Source organism: Kitasatospora sp. NPDC059146 (genome assembly GCF_042786665.1).
Lineage (GTDB): Bacteria > Actinomycetota > Actinomycetes > Streptomycetales > Streptomycetaceae > Kitasatospora.
Genome location: NZ_JBHZCY010000018.1, coordinates 1 through 13,849, shown reverse-complemented (window position 1 = coordinate 13,849; position 13,849 = coordinate 1). Strand labels below are relative to the sequence as shown.

The 13,849-nt window shown below is 73.0% G+C and carries 23 protein-coding genes; 19 read left to right on the top strand and 4 right to left on the bottom strand.

Annotated elements, in window-relative coordinates; all coding sequences use genetic code 11:
* Positions 1-88: 88 nt before the first annotated feature.
* The 9 genes from ACFXPX_RS10810 (at position 89) to ACFXPX_RS10770 (ending at position 6,834) form a co-directional block, all read left to right on the top strand.
* Positions 89-679, top strand: coding sequence for a DUF4913 domain-containing protein (locus tag ACFXPX_RS10810; protein ID WP_380640623.1), 591 nt, complete (start codon positions 89-91; stop codon positions 677-679).
* Complete coding sequence (locus ACFXPX_RS10805) at positions 676-1,425, top strand: glycosyl hydrolase (protein WP_380640621.1); 750 nt, start codon at positions 676-678, stop codon at positions 1,423-1,425. Before ACFXPX_RS10810 ends, ACFXPX_RS10805 begins: the two co-directional genes overlap by 4 nt.
* Complete coding sequence (locus ACFXPX_RS10800) at positions 1,422-1,934, top strand: hypothetical protein (RefSeq protein ID WP_380640619.1); 513 nt, start codon at positions 1,422-1,424, stop codon at positions 1,932-1,934. The genes ACFXPX_RS10805 and ACFXPX_RS10800 overlap by 4 nt, the downstream gene beginning before the upstream one ends.
* Positions 1,934-2,581 carry a hypothetical protein gene (locus tag ACFXPX_RS10795; protein WP_380640617.1) on the top strand — a complete coding sequence of 216 codons (648 nt, stop codon included), beginning with the start codon at positions 1,934-1,936 and terminating at the stop codon, positions 2,579-2,581. Before ACFXPX_RS10800 ends, ACFXPX_RS10795 begins: the two co-directional genes overlap by 1 nt.
* Positions 2,578-3,435 (top strand): hypothetical protein, encoded by an 858-nt coding sequence (locus tag ACFXPX_RS10790; RefSeq protein WP_380640615.1) that lies wholly within the window; start codon positions 2,578-2,580, stop codon positions 3,433-3,435. Before ACFXPX_RS10795 ends, ACFXPX_RS10790 begins: the two co-directional genes overlap by 4 nt.
* A gap of 17 nt (positions 3,436-3,452) precedes the next feature.
* The gene (locus tag ACFXPX_RS10785) at positions 3,453-4,265 is read left to right on the top strand and encodes a winged helix-turn-helix transcriptional regulator (protein WP_380640613.1); all 813 of its coding nucleotides are present in this window, start codon (positions 3,453-3,455) and stop codon (positions 4,263-4,265) included.
* A gap of 115 nt (positions 4,266-4,380) precedes the next feature.
* Positions 4,381-5,175 (top strand): DUF317 domain-containing protein, encoded by a 795-nt coding sequence (locus ACFXPX_RS10780; RefSeq protein WP_380640611.1) that lies wholly within the window; start codon positions 4,381-4,383, stop codon positions 5,173-5,175.
* A 16-nt stretch (positions 5,176-5,191) separates the two neighbouring features.
* On the top strand, positions 5,192-6,007 hold the full coding sequence (locus ACFXPX_RS10775) for a DUF317 domain-containing protein (RefSeq protein ID WP_380640609.1): 816 nt from the start codon (positions 5,192-5,194) through the stop codon (positions 6,005-6,007).
* A gap of 89 nt (positions 6,008-6,096) precedes the next feature.
* Positions 6,097-6,834, top strand: coding sequence for a LuxR C-terminal-related transcriptional regulator (locus tag ACFXPX_RS10770; RefSeq protein WP_380640607.1), 738 nt, complete (start codon positions 6,097-6,099; stop codon positions 6,832-6,834).
* Positions 6,835-6,841: 7 nt separating this feature from the next.
* On the opposite strand, the gene ACFXPX_RS10765 is transcribed toward ACFXPX_RS10770, so the two are convergent.
* Positions 6,842-7,102 (bottom strand): hypothetical protein, encoded by a 261-nt coding sequence (locus ACFXPX_RS10765; protein WP_380640605.1) that lies wholly within the window; start codon positions 7,100-7,102, stop codon positions 6,842-6,844.
* A gap of 195 nt (positions 7,103-7,297) precedes the next feature.
* Here ACFXPX_RS10765 and ACFXPX_RS10760 point away from each other — a divergent pair, with 195 nt between their 5' ends.
* The 10 genes from ACFXPX_RS10760 to ACFXPX_RS10715 all read left to right on the top strand — a co-directional run bounded on the left by ACFXPX_RS10760 (position 7,298) and on the right by ACFXPX_RS10715 (position 11,041).
* Positions 7,298-7,651 carry a DUF317 domain-containing protein gene (locus ACFXPX_RS10760; protein ID WP_380640603.1) on the top strand — a complete coding sequence of 118 codons (354 nt, stop codon included), beginning with the start codon at positions 7,298-7,300 and terminating at the stop codon, positions 7,649-7,651.
* Positions 7,652-7,718: 67 nt separating this feature from the next.
* Positions 7,719-8,189: a hypothetical protein gene (locus ACFXPX_RS10755; RefSeq protein WP_380640601.1), complete on the top strand. Its 471-nt coding sequence runs from the start codon at positions 7,719-7,721 to the stop codon at positions 8,187-8,189.
* Between the two features lie 118 nt (positions 8,190-8,307).
* Complete coding sequence (locus tag ACFXPX_RS10750; protein ID WP_380640599.1) at positions 8,308-8,670, top strand: helix-turn-helix transcriptional regulator; 363 nt, start codon at positions 8,308-8,310, stop codon at positions 8,668-8,670.
* 91 nt (positions 8,671-8,761) lie between these two features.
* Positions 8,762-9,148 carry a hypothetical protein gene (locus tag ACFXPX_RS10745; RefSeq protein WP_380640597.1) on the top strand — a complete coding sequence of 129 codons (387 nt, stop codon included), beginning with the start codon at positions 8,762-8,764 and terminating at the stop codon, positions 9,146-9,148.
* Positions 9,148-9,423: a hypothetical protein gene (locus ACFXPX_RS10740; RefSeq protein WP_380640595.1), complete on the top strand. Its 276-nt coding sequence runs from the start codon at positions 9,148-9,150 to the stop codon at positions 9,421-9,423. Before ACFXPX_RS10745 ends, ACFXPX_RS10740 begins: the two co-directional genes overlap by 1 nt.
* 44 nt (positions 9,424-9,467) lie before the next feature.
* Positions 9,468-9,680, top strand: coding sequence for a hypothetical protein (locus ACFXPX_RS10735; protein WP_380640593.1), 213 nt, complete (start codon positions 9,468-9,470; stop codon positions 9,678-9,680).
* An 81-nt stretch (positions 9,681-9,761) separates the two neighbouring features.
* Positions 9,762-10,091 (top strand): esterase, encoded by a 330-nt coding sequence (locus tag ACFXPX_RS10730; protein ID WP_380640591.1) that lies wholly within the window; start codon positions 9,762-9,764, stop codon positions 10,089-10,091.
* A 113-nt stretch (positions 10,092-10,204) separates the two neighbouring features.
* The gene (locus tag ACFXPX_RS10725) at positions 10,205-10,435 is read left to right on the top strand and encodes a MarR family transcriptional regulator (protein ID WP_380640589.1); all 231 of its coding nucleotides are present in this window, start codon (positions 10,205-10,207) and stop codon (positions 10,433-10,435) included.
* A gap of 11 nt (positions 10,436-10,446) precedes the next feature.
* Entirely contained in the window at positions 10,447-10,668 is a 222-nt protein-coding gene (locus ACFXPX_RS10720; protein WP_380640587.1) for a hypothetical protein, read from the top strand.
* 28 nt (positions 10,669-10,696) lie between these two features.
* Positions 10,697-11,041, top strand: coding sequence for an AsnC family protein (locus ACFXPX_RS10715; RefSeq protein WP_380640585.1), 345 nt, complete (start codon positions 10,697-10,699; stop codon positions 11,039-11,041).
* A gap of 65 nt (positions 11,042-11,106) precedes the next feature.
* Here ACFXPX_RS10715 and ACFXPX_RS10710 read toward each other — a convergent pair whose 3' ends face one another.
* The 3 genes from ACFXPX_RS10710 to ACFXPX_RS10700 all read right to left on the bottom strand — a co-directional run bounded on the left by ACFXPX_RS10710 (position 11,107) and on the right by ACFXPX_RS10700 (position 13,776).
* Positions 11,107-11,505, bottom strand: a complete 399-nt coding sequence (locus tag ACFXPX_RS10710) for a hypothetical protein (RefSeq protein WP_380640583.1) — start codon at positions 11,503-11,505, stop codon at positions 11,107-11,109.
* A 94-nt stretch (positions 11,506-11,599) separates the two neighbouring features.
* Positions 11,600-13,345: a relaxase/mobilization nuclease domain-containing protein gene (locus tag ACFXPX_RS10705; protein ID WP_380640581.1), complete on the bottom strand. Its 1,746-nt coding sequence runs from the start codon at positions 13,343-13,345 to the stop codon at positions 11,600-11,602.
* On the bottom strand, positions 13,342-13,776 hold the full coding sequence (locus tag ACFXPX_RS10700; RefSeq protein ID WP_380640579.1) for a MobC family plasmid mobilization relaxosome protein: 435 nt from the start codon (positions 13,774-13,776) through the stop codon (positions 13,342-13,344). The genes ACFXPX_RS10705 and ACFXPX_RS10700 overlap by 4 nt, the downstream gene beginning before the upstream one ends.
* Positions 13,777-13,849: the final 73 nt, after the last annotated feature.

The window sequence follows — 13,849 nt, the reverse complement described above, 5'->3', positions numbered from 1 at the left end:
AGCAACCGCTTCACCGGAGCCCTGCCATGACCCGAAGAAGACCAGCCGACCCCGCCCTCCCCGTCCGTCCCAACCCCCTGGATGTGCCATGTCCGAGTCCGACCCGATGCCGGGCGCCCCCGAGCCCGAGCCGATCCGTATCCCCGACGAGGACCTCGACGACCTCGTCAGCGCGCTGAACCGCACCATGGCCGAGGTCCGCCAGCACGGCGTGATCCTCGACCGCCTCGGCTCCGAAGCCGACGAAGAGGCCGGGCCCAGCTCGGCCGCGCCGGAGTCCGCGCCCGAGGGCGGACCCGGCGGTGCCCCCTCGCTGTTCATCCTCGCGATGGGCGGCGCCCAGTACGCCGCCGAACTGGCCGAGCTCTCCTTCTGGGTCACCCACATCCTGCTGCCCGTCTACGGCCGGGAGATCGGCTCCACCCGGCCGTGGTGCGCACAGTGGCACGAGCACCCGGAGGCCGTCGCCCGCCTCCACGCGCTCTGGCTCGCGTGGCAGCAGCTGACCGCCGCCGAGGCCGGCCAGAGCGGGCCCTCGACCTGGCACCGCGACCACCTGGACCACGCCCTGCTCCAGCTCCGTGCTCCGGACGGCCCGTTCGCCGCCTGCACCACTAGCCCCTCCCGGCTGGCCCACCGCGTCCTGACCACCCCCGACCAGCTGGGACTCGCCGCATGAACACCCTCGACTTCCGCCTCGACGGCCTCAAGCCCGCCGACGAGTCCCTCGGCCATTCGTACAACTACCCCTGGGAGAAGGACTTCCAGCTCATCTCCCACCACGACGTGGGCGACCGCAGCTTCATCATCGCCTTCGACAACACGGCGACCTGGGACTACCCCAACAAGGCCAACATCGTCTCCTTCGACGTCGACCGCGACCGCAGCCAGGACATGTTCAGCATGCACCGGGAAGGGCATGCCACCTTCGCGTTCGCGCAGAACTGGCTGGTCAACCGCGGCTGCCCGCCGGACAAGGTCGCACCGGTCTTCGACGTCCCCCGCCCCGCCGACGAGCTGTCCGTCCGGGTCGAGGACCGCATCCGGCGCTCGGGCGAGAGCCTCAAGGTCGCCGACTACCAGGTGATCGACGGGGGCGACACCGAGGGCTGGAGCGTCGCCGTCGACCGCGAGGCCAGCGAGCTGCCCGTCCGCGTGTTCCTGGAGACGCTTCAGCCCGAGCAGTTCACCTACACGGTGCGCGAGGGGGCCTTCGCCGACCACGCCGCCGCCGACGACTGGCTGGAGCACCGCTCGACCCCGCTGCCCGAGCCGCCCGAGTACCGCCGCGACGCCGAGGCCCTGCGCACCAGCGCCGCGCTCGCCCGCAGCACCACGGCCCCGGCCGTCACCGCCGCCGACGTCCTGGCCGCCGCACCGGCAGCCGCCGCCGTCACCCTGCCCGATCGGGGGCGGTCGCTGTGAGCCGCGCCAAGTTCGCCTTCTCCGCCCACCCCGACGCCCTCGCCGACCTGCGCCAACTCCCTGAGCCCATCCGCGACCAGGCCCTGCTGCACCTGCAGGACCTCGTCCACGGCGAACGCGTCGCCACCCGCCTGGATGGCCGGCTGGAGGGCTGCCACAAGATCGTCCTCGGCGCAGGCGGCGAATGGGCCACGCACCGCCTGGTCGTGCAGTTCCGCGACGCACCGCCCAGCTCCCAGCACCGGCGCGAGGTCCACCTCGTCGCCGCCGGGCCACGGCTCGACTACGCGGTCTACCGCTCCGCCCAGAACCGGCTCGGCCGCACCGGCCTCAACCTCCCGCCCGGCCTGGACCCGGCACGGGAGGCCCAGATCCGGCAGCAGCAGGAAGCCCGCGTCCGCGCCGCCCGCGCCCGATCCGCAAGCCCCACACCTGCAGCCGCCAGCGCCGCCTACACCACCGCGTCCCCCGGCTTCGCCACCAGCGCTTCCCCGCGAAAGGCCCGATGATGACCACGCCCACCCCCACGCACACCGACCTCGCCACATGGCTCGCCGAGGCCGCCGAGGCCGTCACCGGCATCGTCACCGCCGAGCACGCCACGCCGCGCTCGCGCTCTCACCTCCACCCCGTCCTCGGGCCGCTCACCGCCGGTCCGAAGGTGATCACGGCACTCGCTTTCCGGCTAGAGGACCTGCTGGAGGAGCGGCTGCCGACCACTCCCGCCGCCCTGTTCGCTCTCGCCTCCTACGCCTCCGCCCTAGGCTGGCTGACCGAGTCACTCGCCGAACTCACTCAGGCCGTCGACCGCTTGACCGTCGAGGCCGGCCTGCAGTCCGACACCGCGACCACGGCACCGGCCGAGGTCTCGGACTTCGATCTGTCGGCCTACGCCCCGCAGGACCAGCAGGCCATCACCGCCCTCGCTGCCGAGGCCGCCCTCCCGCCCGGCCTCTACCTGCAGATCCTGGGCCAGGCTCTGCTCGCCTCCACGGAGTTCACGGACGCGTGCACGGAGATCATCATCGCTCTGGCCGAGGATGCCCGCCGCCTCCTGGACGAGGAAGTCAGCTTCGTGCGCCTCGGCGGCGAAGGCCCCGACAGCCTGCCCACCCTGGTCCGCTCCCTCCTTGCCCGGATGGAGATGGCCGGATGAACCCGCACGACCCGCTGGTCCGCCCCGGCGCGCACCTGGTCTTCGACCGGCTCGGTGTCGAGAACCCCTGGGAGCTGTACGCGCGCCACCCCGGCGAGAGCCCTCTCACCCGCGTCGCGTTCATGGTGGCGTCCTGCGCCCGCGAAGTCGACCGGCTCCACCAGGACCTCACCGCCAAGGCGCAGCAGGTGACCGAGCGTCTGGCGCCGATCGCCCGGGGCGATCACGCCTCGATGCGCGGGGTCAATGGAGTCATGCAGTCCGCCGGCCTTCAGGTCGAGTTGCTCGCCGCTCGGCGGGGCGCGGCGTTCGAGCAACTCTCGGATGTGGTCAGCGCCTACGAGCGGTGTACCGAGGAGGGCCTGGCGGATCCGCGGAGTCCTCTTGCCGTCAAGCGCGCGGCGGTCACCGCCTCCCCGGCGCCGGCCGCCGAGCCCGACCTTCCTGGTACACCGTCGAGGTACGACCCCCGGACCCGGGAGTTCGAGGCGCTGGCGGCGATCGACCGTGGTCGTCTGCGACTGTGCAAGAGCGCTGTCTACGGCTACACGTTCACGTCCGATGGCAGTGGCGTGGCGCCGTCGGTCTGGGCGCACACCGTCGAGGCGCTGATGGCCGAAGACCTCGTGGTCGCCGATACCAGCACTTCGTCCTACCGGCCCGGTCAGCTGCTCTCACTGACGCCCGCCGGGCAGGCCCTCCTGGATGCCTCGCGCACCGCCGACCAGCGCGTCGCCGCCGCGCTGGCCCGCACCCCCTCTGGCCCCGTCGTCACGCCCGCGACCGGTCCCGCCCAGACGGCACCGCTGGCGCCATCGGCCCGGCCCTCCCTCTCTTCCTCCCGCACCCGTTGAACAAGGAACTCCCGGCCATGTCCATCCAGCCGTCCACCCCGATGAGCACCACTGACGCGCAGCGCACCGAGGCCGCCCTTCGCCGTCTCGCCCCGAAGTGGACCACCCACATCGTGCACACGGTCGCCAAGTACGGTCCGGAGATGCGCGTTTCCGACGTCGCCCAGCACTTTCCGACGTTGTCGCAGTCGTACGTCAGCAAGCGCCTGGCCACGATGTCCACCGACAGCCTGGTGGCCCGCGACGGCGAGTTCGACCGTTGGGCCCCCTACCGGCTCTCGTCCGCTGCCCGCACCCTCGGCCCCGTCTACCGCGCTCTCACCCAGTGGTCCTCCGACCACATCGACCGCACCCCGCAAGGGCGGTACGACCGGGTCGAGAACGCCCTGCACCGCCTGCAACTGACGGACACCACTGAAACCGTCCGCCTGCTCTCGGAGCGCGGAAGCCTGCGCCTGACCCACCTGGCCGAACTGCTCGACTCCCCGCCGCCGGTCGCGGCGGCCCGGCTGACCCGCATGCAGGCGGACGGCCTGGTTGCGCGCGCCGACAACCGGCACGGCGCCCCCTACCTCCTCACCGACGCCGGACGGGCGCTCGGGCCCGTCTACACCGCCCTCCAGCAGTGGGAGCACCGGCACAGCGTCACCGCTGCCCGCGCGGTGCCGGCCGCCGAGCGCACTCTGGCTTCCCCCGCGCAGTCTGTCCGGACTGCTGCCGCACTGCGCCGCAGCCCCGCCCCCTCCGCGCTGTTCAGCCACCCCCCGGTGCCGCAGCCGCGTGTCCCCGCCGGCGTCACACCGGCCACCTCCTTCTCGTACGGCCGGTGAGCACCGTGAACTCCCGCCACAGAACGGCTCCGTGTCCCCAGCGCCCCGGGTCCGCACGCTGCCCCGTCAACAGCGGTGTGCGGGCCCGCTCCCCGCCAAGCTCAGGAGCCCAACCGTGCCCACCGTCCCCTATCTTGTTCGTCCGCTTCGTCTCGCCGGTCCCGGCGACCAGCGACTTGTCACCGGCCAACTGGCCTCGGCCCCCGGCTGGAGCCGCGCCCGTACAGCGGACGGGGCTGCCCTCTTCACCAGCCCCTGCCGCACCACCGTCTTCACCAGCTCCGGCCCACCCGAGACCCCGAGCACGTGGAGCGTCCACGGCTACACCACCTCCGGCTCGGAGGCGCTGTGGAGTGCGGTGTTCAGCCCCGGTACGCCCGCCGAGATCACTGCCGGCTTCACCGCCGTCCTCGTCGACGGCCTGCGCAGCGGGCACCGCGACTACCTGCTCGGCGGACCCCACCACCTCGACTGCACGCCCGGATCCGTTCTCGCCGACCGCGGCTGGCAGCCCACCCCCGGGCCGAAGGGCTTCCACGACCAGGTCGCGCCGGACGGGACCGCCCGCTACCGGCACCGCGTCGGACACCAACCCTCCGACGAGGAGATCGCCGGCCTGGTCCCACCATCGTGGAGCATGATCGTCGACGACCCGCAACACCCCTTCTGGCATGCCGACTTCAGCATCGGCGTGCCGTTCTACCCGCTCGTGCGCGCCGCCCTCGCCTTTAGCTCCGCCGAACCTGTCGAGCGGCCCCTCGGCGGCATCCCCGCCCGCCACCTGCCCTACGTCACCGCCCGCCGCGCCCCGACCCCGGCCCTCGCCCGGCCGCAGCGCGCCCGCATCCCGCAGGGCACCGCCGTCCCGCCCGCCGCACTGCCGGTTCCCGGCGGAGCACGCCGTCGCTGACCCCCGGAGTACTCCCATGCCGTACACCTCCGAAAAGCCCCGCGAGTACCGCGTCCAGCCGCGCTACCTCGCGGACACCCAGGCCGACGTCACCGAGGCCATCACCCCGCTGGTCAAGGCCGGGTGGGCCGCCACCAACGACGACCTGGGCAACACGTACGTCACCGCACCGGACCTGACCGCCCGCCTGGCATTCCTTCCCGAGGGCCCGGACTCGACGCTGTGGAAGATCAGCGCCGGTCCGGAGCCGACCGTCCCCCAGTGGCTGGTCACCTTCGACGACCGGGTGCCCACCGAGATCGTCCAGGACTTCACCACCGCCCTCGCCGACGCCTACACACGCGGCCCCGACGCCTACCTCGGCGCCAGCCGACCCGCCCCGCACCGGGCGGCCGGACAGTGGGTAGAGCCCATCGTCCTCCAGAGCCCCGATCAGCTCGTCACCCGATCGACGCGCCCCGGCTTCCTGCGGCACGCCGAGGAGATGGACGAGACCACCGAACGCTGGCTCTTCGAGGCCGGCTCGCCCGAGCGCCGCTGGTACGCCAGCGCCTCCTCGCACCTGCCCGCGCCCCTTCTGGACACGCTCACCGCCGCCGCCTTCGACCCGTCCACGGTGCACCGGTACCTGCGGCGCGACCAGCTTGCGCGCCTGCCCGCGAGCGCCGTCGCAACGCCCACCGCGCCGAGCCCGCTGGAGGTCGCACGCGTCAGGGCAGCAACCTCCCGCTCGCTCTCCGTCCCCCTGGCGGCCACGTCCGTGCTCGCCCACACCACCTCGACCCGTCCCCCGGCACACCCGAACCCCGTGCTCGCCGGCCGAACCCGCTAACCCGCACCGAGGACCACGCCATGGCCAAGCCCCCTGCAAGCCACGCGGATTCCAGACCGTCCCGCCGCAACTCCCCGAAGGAGACCACGTTGAGCACGCCCCTGCTCGGCCTGCCCCTCACCCCCGTCGAAGCGAGCACCCTGCGCTACCTGACCGAGGGCTACACCGTCGCCGAGATCGCCCGCAGACAGGGCACCCGCGCCGCCACCGTCCACTCCCGCGCCGCCCGAGCCCGCCGCAAGCTCGGCGCCGGCAGCAACGACCACGCCGTCCAGCTCTACGCCCAGCAGCAGGCCGCCACCTCCCGCCAGGCCGCTGAGCAAGCCCCCTTGGAGAACACCGTGTCCGACCCGACCCCCCTCGACCACGCCGACTCAATGATCGAGAAAGCCTGGGGCCGACCGATCGCCGAACTCGAGAAGGCTTCGGTCCGCCAGCCCGTCGAGGACCCACTGCTGCGAACGGCGATGCACACGCGCTCCCACCTCGTCGTCGTCTCCAATGCCGCTGCCGTGCACCAGGAACGGCTGCACGCCCTCACCCGGCCCGGCCACGTCCCGGCCTTCTACGACCTCGACCGGATCACCCAGTCCGCGAGCGCACTGCGCACGGCCTACGCCGAAAGCAACACCGCCTTGCAGGCCATCAGCCACGTCATCGACGCCCGCGAACTCGCCCTCAAGGCCGAAGGCGGCCCGGACGCCGCGCGCGTGAGGGCCGCCACCGCCCGCACCTCGCAGGCACCCCGGCCTCTGGGGCTGCCCGCGGACCAGCCTGCCCCGCCGGCCACCGCCGCTTCGGCCAGGCCCGTGGCGAACCGGCTTTAGGCGCCCGTCAGTTCGCCTCGCGGTCGCGGTGGGCGCCCGGATCCATGGCGCCCACCGCGCGGGCCAGTTCCTCCACGGTCAGCTCGACCCGCTGCCCGTCCGCCAGCCGTGCCGCCACCGCGTCGTCCTGCTGCCGCTCGGCGCGGCTCACGGTGTGCACGGCCCACTGGCCCTCGCCGATCACCGTGACGTCGCCCATCGTCCAGGCCCGCCCCGCGCTGCGGATCTTGCGCTCCAGCGCCGCCATGTCCCGGCCTCTGCTCGCCACCAACGCCGTCGTCCCCCTTCACCCCGTACGGCCTCGCGCCGTAACCCTGCTTCAGCACCCGGGTGCCCCGATCCATTCCCTTCCAGTTCGCCCACGGCAGAGACCGATCGCCGATAACGACTACGAACTTCGGGACGCTGCATGTCAAAGTACTCACGTCACCGAAACCGCAGGTCAACGAAGGGACCGGCCCCCGTGAACACCCCCAGCAGCCTCCTGCCCGCCCCCGTCCGCACCCCCGCCCAGGACCGCTCCTGGCTCTCCTCCGACCACTGCGCGGAGCCCGTGCTCGCCCTCCTCAGTGGCCTCGGCTGGCCGATGGTCGACACACCGGAGGCGAACGTCCACTGCACCAGCCCGGACGGTCGGGTGTACGTCGGTTGGCTGCCGGAGGACCCCGGCGCCTGGCAGCGCGGCATCGTCTGGCGCATCCAGGTCCTGCCCACCGGCACCGATGCCACGCCGTGGACCCAGGAGTTCGGCATCCACACGCCCTCCGAGGCCGTCGCCGGATTCCTCGCCGCGCTCATCGCCAACCCTGCCCGCTGACCTCAACCAGCCCCTGCCCCCCGGCGGGCACTGTCCAACCGACCAACCCACCACAGGAGAGCATGCGTTGACCTTCGTCCGTACCATCGAGTCCGCCCTCACCGACGAGCTGCCCCACGGTGAGAGCCCAGTCGCCGGACGTCCGGTCTACCAGTCCCTGCGGCAGCGCGGGCTCGCCTTCGAGCCCGTCCACACCGGCGGCGGCTACTTCGCCCTGTCGCTGCTGGTCCCCGGTGGGGAAATCCTGGTCACCGACGATGACGGCCAGATCGCGCGCCCCGCCGAGTTCCATTCCGCCTGGCTCGCCTGCTTCTACCCCGAGCCGACCTCGCCCTTCGATGCCGACGACGAGGACGTGGTGGACGTCTACGTCGGCGACGGAAGCCTCTCCCTCGCGGACGACTGCGCCGCTTGCGCCGACTCGGTCGCCCTCTGGCTCGCCACCCGCCAGGCCAGCATCTCGACCGGCCCGCGCATCGTCAGTCTCGACACGGAGGCTGCCGCCCCCGCCAGCAGCTCCCTCACCCTGGCCAGCTGACCCCTCGCCTTCAGCACGGCACGGGCCCCGCCGCGCGCCCACCTCGGGCACCCGCCACAGCGGCGGGCCCTTCCCCGGCCCCTCCCGCAACTCCCGTTCCGACGAATGGAATCCGCACGTGAAGCTCACCATCGACCCAACTCGTATCCCCGGCCCGGCCATCGCCGCGCTTGGAGCACTCAACGCCTTCTCCGTCCAACCGGGCTCCACCGCCTTCGCCCTCAGTCTCTGCGTGACCGTCAGCGGCCTGCTGAGCGCCTTCGACGATGTCCACGAGCTGGGTCTGCGCCGCGACCGGAAGGTCATCGCCCACCTCGCCAAAGTGCCGGACGGCGCCCGCGTGCGCCAGATCGGCAACGCGCTCGACCTGGCCGACCGCACGGTCGCCAGATCGCTCGACCGCCTGGCCGCTGACGGCCTCGTGGTGCGCGAAGCCGAGGGCGAGTCGCTGCCGATGCGCTCCTACCGGCTTGCCGACTGAACCAACCGCGTTCCCAGGCCGCACTGCCCGAGATGAACCGCCGACCAGCAGGGAGAGACCCACGAGCACCCACCACGCCGACTTCCACCCGGTGGTCGTCACCGCGACCACCGAGCACCAGGCCAGCCACGCCATCCTCACCAGCGTTCACCTGCGGATCGTCCGCGCCGACCAAGTCCGCTCCGGCGACCTGATCGTCTCCGCCTTCGAAGCCGCGCAACCCGGACGACTCCACCGGACCGCCTACTTCGCCGCCGGCCCGTACCCGGCCCGGCCGAACTCCTACGACCCCACCTGCGGCTGCGGTGTCTGCGGCCTCCCCGAAGTCCACGGCCCCGACGGCACCGTCGTCCTCACCACCGGCCATCCCTGGGACACCTGCGACCCATGGCCCGCCGACGACCTCGTCCTGATCCGCCCCCGCCGCGACCTGCACGGCACGGCAATCCCCTCCCCCGAGCCAACCACGAGGACCTGATGCCCGCCTACCGCGCCCCGCTGACCAACCACCACGCCGACCGCAGTCTCTGCCCGCCCGAGCACAAGCACACCAGCTCCGGCAAGCCGCTCCACGCCGACTGCCCCGGCCGCTCCTACTCCCAGGCCGTCTGCACCTGCGGCGGCTGGGAGATCAAGAACTCGGGCAAGGGCTACGTCGACGAGGCCCGCAGGCGGCACCTCGCCACCCACCCCAAGCCCGTCTCGAAGGGCCCGGCCGTCCTGCGCGAACTGCTCCGCCTCGACCTCCCGTGACCATCGCCCACGCCCACCAGCCCCTCTCTACTCGGAGACCCTCGATGCCCCAGTACTTCACCGTCGCTCACCTGATCGCCCAGCTCCAGAACCTCGACCCGAACCTGCAGGTCCGCCTCGCCGTCAACCCCGACTTCCCCTTCGCCCACTACGTCGGCACGGACGTCATCGTCCACAACGGCACCGCCTACCTCGGCGAGGACGGCCAGGAGGGCTACCTCCCGCCCGCCGTCCGCGACCACCTCGCCTGGTCCTGACCCCGCCCGAAGGAGACCCGCATCCCCACCACCCGCCGCCTCGCCCGCCCGCAACCGCTCGACCGCTTCGCGCTACACCCCATGCCCCCGTGGGCCAGCGGAGCACTCGTCCACCGCGTCCCCACCACCCCCGACCAGCCGATCAACATCCTCTGGCTCCCGGCCGCCGCGCCCAGGCTCCCCTTCGGCCGCATCCTGCTGCGCTGGGAGAAAGCGCCCGAGGCCGGCTGGGACGTCACCGCCCGCCTCGGCCTCGCCACCGGCGACGTCCACCTCGCCACCTGGCCCGCCGCCCCCGACGACTGGCCCCGGCTAGTCCGCCCCACGCTGTCCGAGGTCACCGGCTTGTGCTCCGCCCTCTCCGTCGCCACCGCCGCCCTCGAACTCGCCAACCGCCTCGCCGACTCCTGAGCTCCACCGCACAAGGCCGCCCCGCGCCGACCAGGACGGGGCGGCCTCGCCGTACGCCCGCCCGACCGGCGGCGCGTACGCTCGTCACCGAACCACCGAGGAAGGACACACGCATGGCCGACGACCAGCAGCTCTGGGGCTACGCCGAGGTCGCCGCGCACCTGGGCATCAGCGTCGGCGCCGCCCGCAACCGTAAGAACCGAGGCACCCTTCCCGCCCCCGACGACACCAGCATCTCCGACCGGCCCCGCTGGAAGCCCTCCACCTTCCAGGGCTGGAAGCCGGTCGGCCAGGGCCGCCGAAGCGACCTCCTCGACAACCCGGCCACCGACACCAGCAGCTGACGGAGTTCGCCATGCCCACCTCTGCGATGCCCTCGCCCCCGTTCCCCGCGCCCGACTCCGCCGTGCTCGCCCTGATCGTCGCCAACGCCGTCAACGCCGTGAACTCCGGCGAGGCCAGCATCGAGCAGGCGATCCTGCACGCAGCCGTCCACGGCTGGTACGAGGGCCACATCGAGGGCGAAGACACCTGCCCCGGCTGCGACTTCCGAGGCCCGATCCAACCGCGCCCGTGACCGAACAAGCCACAGGAGACCGCCACCGGTGACCGATCGCTCGATCCACCGCCCCGGACCGCTCATCGCCTGCTGCACCCTCGCTGCCCTGGGCGCCGCCCTTGCTGTCCCGGCCGCGCTGGCCGACGCCTACGCGGTGTGCGCCGTTGGGCTTTTCGCCCTCGGTGGCGGCGCGCTGGCCGCCTACCGCACCGTCCGAGGCACCGAGCACCGGACCGACCACGCCGTCCTCGAGCGGCTCAGGCAGGAGCCTGCCCTCGGCCCCGAGGCCCTCGCCGACCAGCTCGGCCTGCGCCCGGCCGCCGTACGGCTCAGTCTTCGCCGACTGACCGTCGCCGGCCAACTCCCCCCGCTCGCAGCGCCTCCCGGCTAGGGGCGCTGACCAGCAACGATGAGGACCGCCACCGATACCGGTGGCGGTCCTTTCTGCTGTCCGCTCTAAGCGTCGAGGTAAATGCCGGCGAAGATGCCGTCGAAGCCCAGGGCCACCCGCCCGGCACCGGTCGACGGGTGGCGCGTCCAGGTCGGGTCGGCGATCAGGGCGTCGAAGTCCTTGCGCGTGATCTCCGGCTCCAGCCAGTCGTTACCGCAGCGGCAGCACACCCACACGTCGCGGCCCTGGTTGAGCAGCAGCCAGTCCCGGCGGGCCCGACAAGCGGAGCACGTCACCGGCATGCCGCGCAGCGCCAGTTCGGCCGGGTGCAGGATGCCCCGGACAGCTTCCGGACCGCTGGGCGTCTGGGTCTCGTACTCCAGCTGCCGGAGCGGGTCGGAGCCGACCGGGACCGGGGTGGCGATCGGGGTCGGAGCGGTGGTGGTGTGCTCGGTTCTGGTCACGTGCTCTCCGTTCGCGGTGCTCGGGTACTTGCGTAACACCTGGTGGAACCGGGTGTCGAGAGGTTTCGGGCAGGCTGCCCGCAGGGTTGGCGGGTCAGCGGTGTGGTGCCGGTCGGCGCGGGTCGGTCACGGGCTGGGTCGGTGCCGGCTGGGTGGTACGCGCCTGGGCCGGAGCGGTCCGGGCCCGGGTGCCGGCGGTCGTACGAGTGCGGGGGCGTTCGGGGTTGGCGGGCAGGTCAGCGAGGCGGCGGATGCGCCAGACGAGGACGTCGGTGGTATTGCGGGCGGTTTCCAGCTCCCGGCGATCGACGGCCTTCTCCAGGAGGGCCTTGGGGTCGTGGCCGGCCTTCTCGGCTTCTGCGAGGACGGCGGCCAGGGCGTCGTGCTCGCGGGCCGGGCCCTGCTGGGTGCCGGCACTACCGAGGACGGTTCGGATGGTGGTGTCGTGGCGGCGGCGCTCGCCTTCCGGGAGGGCGCGGCCGATCTCGCGCATGGTGCGCATGGGGGTGGCTGCGGCCTGCTGATAGGCGGTGCGCAGGTGTTCTGCGGTCTGGCGGGAGGCGGCGGCCTGCTGGGCGTGGCCCCTCGCGGAGTGCCAGCGCGCTGCGGCCAAAGCGACCAGGACGAGCGTGGACAAGACCATAGCGGTGGTGCCGCCGTCCTCTCCACGTCCGAGCGCACTGCCGGCGTGGACTATTCCGCGGGCGGCCGAGCGCAGGGCGCGGATGTCGGCATTCTCGGCGCGGACGTGGCTGCGGGTGGCGCGTTCGAAGGCGCGGGCGGCGTCTCGCAGTTCGGTGCGGGTGGCTGCCGGGGAGGTCTGGGCGAGGGCGTCGAGGAGTTCACCGGCGCCGACGAGGTGGGCGGCGGCTTCGTCGTCGTCCTGGTCGAGGACCGCGGCGGCGCGCTCGGCGGTGCCGGCAGCTTCTCGGCGGCGGCGCGCGGGAGCGGAGCGGCCGGAGCGGGTCGGGCGGTTGTCCGTCTCCGTGGTGGCGGTGGCGGGCGCGGTGTCCAGGCGTCGGCGGATGCGCGGGAGGGACAGGTCGGGGGCCAGGGTGCTGCCGGGGAACCAGATCGGCTCGCCGTCGCGGTTGCGGTCGCCGGGCAGGGCGACGCTGTAGCCGAGGACGTCGCCGGAAGGGGCGTGGCGCAGCTTCACGCGAAGGCCGGCCTCGCGCAGTCGCGTGAAGAACTCCTCTTCTCCGGCGGCTCCGGCGACGGCCTGGCGGACGGCTTCGCGCAGGCTTTCGCGCGGGGTCTCGGTGCGGCCGGTGCGCTCGGCCTTCCACTGTTCCTGGCTGGTCGGGTTCTTGGCGGCGGTGCCGTCGCCCGGGTTGAGCTGTCGCAGGCCGTACTCCTTCTCTATGAGGCGGGCTTCGGCTTGGGCCTTGCGCTTGTCGAAGCTCAGGGCAGCCAGGCGGCCGTCCTGGCGGACCAGCGTGGCGGCGATGTGGATGTGGTCGTCGGCGTGGCGCACGGCGACCCAGCGGCAGGCGGCAGTGTCGCCTTCGGGGGCGATGCCGGTGGCGTGGACGATGCGGCGGGCGATGGCGGCCCACTCGGCGTCGTCGAGGTGGCGGTCACCGGGGGCGGTGCGCAGTGAGCAGTGCCAGATCTTGTTGGCCGGGGCCCGCTTGCCGAGGGCTTTGACCGGCTGGTCGAGCTGGTTGGCGAGCTTGGCGACCTGGTGCCGCTCCGGGTTGGGGCCCGGGTCGGGCGCGAAGTTGTTCCAGGAGGCGACGAGGTGCTGGTTGGTGTGCTCCTCGTGCTTGCCGGGTCCGAAGAGGTAGTCGATGAGGGGGAAGGCGCGGTCGGTGCCGGTGCGGATCTTGGGGATCACCGGCGGACCAGCCAGTCGACGGCCTCGTCGACCGCGTCGATGGAGGCTTCGACGCGGGCCAGGAGCTGGCGCAGCTCGGCGCCCGGCTGGCCGCCGGCGTTCACGAAGTGGGCGAGCTGGTTGAGGTTGTTGCCCACGGCGCCGAGCTGGCGGTTGGACTCCATGAGTTCCTGGATGCCGCGCCGGTAGTCGGCGACCGCAGCGCTGGGGTCGGTGCTGGCGGCGGCGGCCACGGCGGCTGCAGCGGTGTAGCCGCCGGGGGCGAGTTCGGCTCGGGCGGCGGCGCGCTGAAGGAGGGACCACTCGGAGTCGCTGAATCGTGGGCAGATGCGGTTGGTTCGCGGCACGCTCTGGCGCAGGCGGCGGCGCGGCGCAGCGCGGACGGCTTCGGCGGTCGACTGGGTCTGCTGCTCCTCCCTCGTCGTCGGCACCCCTGGGCCGACTCCCCCGGGGGGGGGGCGGGCCCCCCGGGGGGGGGCCGCCCCCGGCGCCCCCCCCCCCCGC